6 protein-coding genes are annotated in these 5,981 nt (G+C 48.9%); 4 read left to right on the top strand and 2 right to left on the bottom strand.

Annotation, left to right across the window (positions count from 1 at the left end):
* Window positions 1-341 precede the first annotated feature (341 nt).
* The 4 genes from Q7V48_06185 to Q7V48_06200 all read left to right on the top strand — a co-directional run bounded on the left by Q7V48_06185 (window position 342) and on the right by Q7V48_06200 (window position 4,624).
* Window positions 342-1,715 carry an AMP-binding protein gene (locus tag Q7V48_06185; GenBank protein ID MDO9210324.1) on the top strand — a complete coding sequence of 458 codons (1,374 nt, stop codon included), beginning with the start codon at window positions 342-344 and terminating at the stop codon, window positions 1,713-1,715.
* An 89-nt stretch (window positions 1,716-1,804) separates the two neighbouring features.
* Entirely contained in the window at window positions 1,805-2,071 is a 267-nt protein-coding gene (locus Q7V48_06190) for a MoaD/ThiS family protein (protein ID MDO9210325.1), read from the top strand.
* Window positions 2,072-2,234: 163 nt separating this feature from the next.
* The gene (locus Q7V48_06195; GenBank protein MDO9210326.1) at window positions 2,235-3,020 is read left to right on the top strand and encodes a respiratory nitrate reductase subunit gamma; all 786 of its coding nucleotides are present in this window, start codon (window positions 2,235-2,237) and stop codon (window positions 3,018-3,020) included.
* The gene (locus tag Q7V48_06200) at window positions 3,017-4,624 is read left to right on the top strand and encodes a (Fe-S)-binding protein (GenBank protein MDO9210327.1); all 1,608 of its coding nucleotides are present in this window, start codon (window positions 3,017-3,019) and stop codon (window positions 4,622-4,624) included. Before Q7V48_06195 ends, Q7V48_06200 begins: the two co-directional genes overlap by 4 nt.
* Window positions 4,625-4,735: 111 nt before the next feature.
* Here the strand turns inward: Q7V48_06200 and Q7V48_06205 are convergent, their stop codons facing one another.
* On the bottom strand, window positions 4,736-5,047 hold the full coding sequence (locus tag Q7V48_06205; protein MDO9210328.1) for a hypothetical protein: 312 nt from the start codon (window positions 5,045-5,047) through the stop codon (window positions 4,736-4,738).
* Between the two features lie 104 nt (window positions 5,048-5,151).
* Window positions 5,152-5,981 (bottom strand): multiheme c-type cytochrome (locus Q7V48_06210; protein MDO9210329.1); only part of this gene is annotated, 830 nt, incomplete at its 5' end.

A 5,981-nucleotide genomic window follows, 5' to 3' on the forward strand; every position in this document is an offset into this window, starting at 1 on the left:
CCCAACCTGGAGATGTGGAGAGGACCTACGCGGACATCCGCAAAGCCAGCGAACGGTTGGGATACCGGCCCCAAACAAAGATCCGGGAAGGTTTGGATCATTTTGTACGCTGGTACCTGGATGAAAGCTGTAAATGAAATACCTTTTGGACGCAGATAAACGCAGATTTCCAGGATTGAAATTTAAAAAACAAGAGATAGAAGACAGAATCCAGAAGAGAAGGGCAATATCTGCTCCATTCTAACTTCGGACTCCTGTCTTTTTAATTTTCTATTAATAGAATCTTTTTCTGCGTTCATCTGCGTAAATCTGCGTCCGAATCAATTTAAAAGGAAATAAAGATGGAAAAGCCTTGGTTGAAATATTACGATCCCCATGTTCCCAGGAATCTGAAGTACCCCGACATACTTCTGCAGCAGATCCTGGACGATGCCGCGGATCACTTCCCCGAAAAAACGGCTGCCTTCTTCTTCGGGGGAAAGGTTAAATACAGAGAATTGCGGGCTCATGCCAACCAATTCGCCAATGCCCTGAGGGGAATAGGCTTCCGCAAAGGGGATCGATTGGGAATCCTTCTGGCCAACATGCCCCAGACAATTGTCAGCACTTTTGGGGCATTGAAAGCGGGGGGAGTGCCGGTTTTTTTTGACCCACTGGCCCAGGAAGAAGAGTTGCAGCGCCAGCTCAACGACGCGGAAGTGGAGACCCTGGTAGCCCTGGACCTGGTTTTGCGAAGGGTAGACCCCATTTTTACCAAAACGAAGCTGAAACAATTCGTCATAACAGGCGTAAAGGATTATTTACCCTTTCCCAGGGATTTTCTATTTAACCTGGCGGCCAAAGGGCGGGGGATCCAGGTGAAGTTGGCCCGGAAGCCGAATATTCATTTGTTCAAAGAGTTCCTCTTGCGCGGCCAATCGGATTCTTCGACGGCGGATAAAGCACCAGGCAGCCCCGAAGAAGTCGCCTTCATTCTATATACCAGCGGAACTTCGGGTCTCCCCAAAGGTGTGCTCTTGACGCATAAGAATTTAGTAGCCAATATCATGCAAGCTTCGGCTTGGATTGGAGAGTTGGAAAAGGGTAAGGAAATCTTTCTTTCCATCCCACCTTTTCACCAGGCTTATGGGATGACCATGGGCATGAATCTGCCTATTTTCTCCGCAGCCATGAGCATCCACCTACCTCAGTTTGAAATCATCCAGGTTCTCTCTACATTTAAAAAACATCGTCCCTCTTTTTTCCCGGCTCAACCTACCATGATCGAAAGACTCTCCACCAACCCCGATATTGCCAAGCATAAGGTTTCTTCGGTCAAAATCTGTTGGTCTATAGGAGAGCCATTGCCCGAGGAAGTTCTCCAAACTTTTGAACGAAAAGTAGGGAGGAAGGTCAACGAAGCATATGGGCTGACTGAAGCTTCCCCTCTTACGCATGCCAACCCGATTTTGGGAAAGCGCAAGATTGGCTCCATAGGTATTCCTTTACCAGACACGGATGCCAAAATTGTCGATGTTGCTAACGGTGAAAGAGAAATGCCAGTGGGAGAAGCTGGGGAATTGATCGTCAAAGGACCCCAGGTGATGAAGGGTTATTGGAATAGGCCGGAAGAGTCATCCCGCGCCCTGCGCCAGGGTTGGCTGCATACGGGCGACATGGCCCGAATGGATGAAGACGGGTATTTCTATATCACGGGAAAACTGAAGAAAAAATAAGTTGCGGGTTGCGGGTTTCGGGTTTAATTTCCTTGACTTCCTTCGATTTCCGGGAAAAAATAAATCATTCCCTGCAAGGAGAGGTTGCTATGAAGGTCCGTTTTTTCAAGCCCTTCGATGAGCTTGCCGGTAAAGAAGAGATTGATTTTGATTTAAAAAGGCCCATGCCGGTCAAAGAACTTCTTGGAATAATCGCCGAGAAGGTCCCTTCTTTCCAGCCTTACCTTCGTAAGGAAAAAGACGAAATTTTGAATTTTTTTGTAGTCCTGGTTCGGGGGGATGAGATTCTTAAGTTGCAAGACGTGGTCCATGAAGAGGACCTGATTAAAATTCTTCCCCCGATTAGCGGAGGATAGTTTTATGAACCTTTATCTCTTGACGTATTTATGTTGAGCGGTTTTTATACTCGCGGCGGGCCTGCGAGTTTACCGGCAGTTGAAGCTTCCTCTTCATCTAAGGTGGGAACTTTACCCCGTTAAGCACGAAGCCGGAAAGAAAGCTGATTATGGCGGTTCCTACATGGAGGAATTAAACTGGTGGGAAAAAGAGATAAAAAGCTCTCTATACAACGAGCTTAAATTCATGATTCCAGAAATTTTGTTTCTTCGTGGGGTCTGGCTTGAGAATCGCCAGGTCTGGAAAGTATCTTTTCCCTTTCATTTCGGCCTGTATATGTTGCTCGCCACTTTGGTCCTCCTTTTTGTAGGCGCTGTGGCCATGATTTTTGGGGCGAAAATTACTGCAGGGGGCAGCACCCTAAGTTTATTGATTTATTATTTGACGATCCTGGTTGGATTTATCGGGTTGACCTTGGGAACAGTGGGCGGTACGGGATTAATTTACCGCCGGGTGTCCGATCCCGCATTAAAGAACTATTCGTCCTTTGCTGACTACTTCAACCTTGCCTTCCTTTTTTTGTTTTTTGTATCAGGCCTATTGACCTGGCTTTTCCACGACCATGCTTTTGACGGGGCACGGGCCTACATTTATTCTCTTTTAACTTTTGGCGGCCAGCCGGAGGGGTACACTTCTTCTCGTAGTTTTCTTGGAGAAGGAACGATTGTGCTGGCTTCCTTGGTTATGGCCTATATCCCTATGACCCATATGTCTCATATGTTCATGAAGTATTTCCTGTACCATTTCGTGAGGTGGGAAGATAAGCCGAACTTCAAAGGGAGCCGAATCGAGGCAATGATTTTGAAGAACCTGGGCTTCAAGCCGACATGGGCTGCGGGCCATATCGGAGCAGACGGGGAAAAGACCTGGGTGGATATCGCCACCTCAGGACCAACGAGGAATAAATGAGAGGAAACTTCATTAAACCATCCGCTATTTCCAAACCTTCCAAGCGTTTGGGCCACATTCAGGCAAATGAATTGCCTCCTCTGCCACCGCCTTATGAGGACCTTAACAACTTGACCCTCTCTGGACTGAAGGATGAGAAGATAGCCAACATCGAGGCTTCCCTCGACGATACGGTAGCCATTGGCATTCCCAGACCCAAGAATAAAGAAGAAGAGGAAAAATATATTCGGGCTTTTCTCTCCGGCCTGAGGAAACTTTTCGAGAAAAAGAACAACTGGGGGTTTCTTCAGCCCCTTTTGCTCTCCATGGAATATTGCGCCAAATGCCAGACCTGTTCCGATGCCTGCCCGGTCTTTGAGATGAGCGGGCGCCAGGAGATTTACCGACCCACCTTCCGCTCCGAAGTTTTTCGCCGCTTATATAAAAAATATATCAAACCCGGAGGAAAACTTACCTCCAAGCTTACCGGGGATATTGATTTGAACTGGACCACCGTTGCCCGCCTCGCCGAACTCGCCTACCGTTGCACGCTTTGCCGCCGCTGTGCCAGCGTCTGCCCGATCGGGGTCGATAACGCTTTAATCACTCACGAGATCCGGAAACTTTTTTCCCAGGAAATGGGTATTGCTCCCAAAGAGATTCACGAAAAAGGTACGCTCCAACATCTACGGGTAGGTTCTACCACAGGGATGAATCCGGTCGCGGTCAAAGACAGCATGGATTTCATCCAGGAAGAGATGGAGGAAATCACCGGCTATAAGCTGGAAATTCCCTGGGATAAAGAGGGAGCCGATATCCTGCTCCTGCACAATGCCGGCGAGGTTCTGGCTTGGCCGGAAAATGTGGGCGCCTTCGCCATCATCTTTCAGGCAGCCGGTATCTCCTGGACCTTTTCCTCCGAGGAGCTTGGGTACGATGTAGTGAATTATGGGCTCTGGTATGATGATGTACAGATGGCCAGAGTAGCAATAAAGCACGCCGAGATCGCCAAAAAACTGAAGGTCAAAAAGATGATCATCGGCGAATGCGGGCATGCCCATAAAGCCCTCGCCGTTATCGCCGATCGAGTGCTGACCGGGGACCTGAACATTCCCCGCGAATCAGGATTTGTGATTTTGGATGAAATCGTAAGCAGTGGAAAAATCAAATTTGATCCTTCCCGCAACAATTTTCCGGTCACCCTGCACGACCCGTGCAACGTGGTTAGGGCCATGGGCATCGTGGAGCCCCAGCGACGCATTCTCCGAAAAATCGCTCCCCAATTCCGGGAAATGACTCCCCATGGGGTAGATAACTATTGCTGCGGAGGAGGGTCCGGGTTTGCCATCATGTCGGGTTTCAATTTCGCGGAATGGCGCACCCTGGTCAGCAGCCGTAAAAAGTTTTTACAGATCCTGGATGCTTTCAAGGGCGAGCCCCAGGATGTTCCCAAATACGTTTGTGCGCCTTGTTCCAACTGCAAGGGTGCCATCCGGGATATCTTAGAGTATTACCACGCCAAGGAGCGCAGCCACATCTACTATGGTGGACTCGTTGAACTGATCGTCAATGCGATGGTGGATATGAAAAAACCCATGATCAAATTTGATGAAGAATCTTTTTGATGGCTGAGTTTTTTTCGCAAGCTTTAAATCTTTGCTTTTGAATGCCCGGGCGTCCACTACACCGACCTCAACGAAAATAAAAATTAGTGCTCCGATTCCATATTCGTCGCCTTAGAGTTTTTTATCGATTATTCCCTCTTCTATAGGTCTTTTCCTCCGGGAGCGATAGAAATAGATTCCCCAAATCAATCCTCCTATGATGGCGATTGCGCCGAAGACTTTAAGCTCGTAACGCTTGATGTCAACCATAATAATCCTGAGAACATTGCCAAAGAGGTAGCCCCCGGTCCCCATTGCCGTTGCCCAAACCAGGGCGCTCAGGGTGTTAAGGAGGAAGAAATAACCCCTCCGTACCCGACTCATGCCGAGAGCAAAGGGGGTTATTGTGCGCAGGCCATAAAGGAAGCGGAATCCAAGAATCAAGGCAGTTTGGTGGAGAGCGAAATAACCATAGGTTTGGATGAATGATTCTAAGGTTATTGATGCAGAGGAAAGGCTCTACGATTTCCCGGTTTTTTAGTTGTTAGTTAGGGTTTGACAAGCTGTTTGTTCTTAGCTGCCGGCGTCTTCCGCAATTTTGAATGCAGCCATTCCATCATTTCTTGAAGATTTTTGCTCATATGCCAGCGGCCGTGGGCAAAGACACCGTAATCCGCTCCGGCCATGGCCGAAGCGAAGCGGGTGGAGTTGGCATAGAAGAGCCATTGTTCCACCCATTTTTTCTCGATGGCCTCATTGAAGATGCTGTCGTTTTGAGCCGGGCCTTTAGCCGCCCCAGTCTTCCAGGCTGTCAAAAGGATTTCCGTGGCGGCTCGGGTCATCTCGTTGGTGGTTTTGAGGGTGTTTTCAAAACGCGTAAAATGACCTTGGACCCATCCATCGCTGTGGCAGGTGCGACATATATCTTGCATAGCGTTTCGCCTTTTCTCCTGTTCCTTGGCATCAATCAGGTATTGAGAAACCGGTTCTCCGGAAAGTTCGGTGGGCAGTGGCAATCCAGCCTTGTTCTTGATAACGGCCGTATCCGGAGACTTGGGGTGGGCGTGAGCATAGATGGGGCCAAAGATTCTCCAGGGAAGCCGGTCATTCATCTGATGCGTCCGCTCGGCCACTACTTCATTGACCTCGTTGACGATCAGACTGACATGGCAGGCAGCGCAGGTCGGTGCGGAAAAATCCTTTCCAACTGTCCAGGGGACCGCCTGGAAATCCCATTCCTTACCCATAGAGGAATAAAGATTTCCATGCTTGCTGACCTGATAGACACCATACGCAGGAACGTCGGGTCCTTTGTGGCATTCGGAGCAGGTATGGGGTTTCCTGGCCATTTCCATGGAGAATTGATGGCGGGTATGGC

The sequence above is a fragment of the Deltaproteobacteria bacterium genome (assembly GCA_030654105.1).
Lineage (GTDB): Bacteria > Desulfobacterota > SM23-61 > SM23-61 > SM23-61 > JAHJQK01.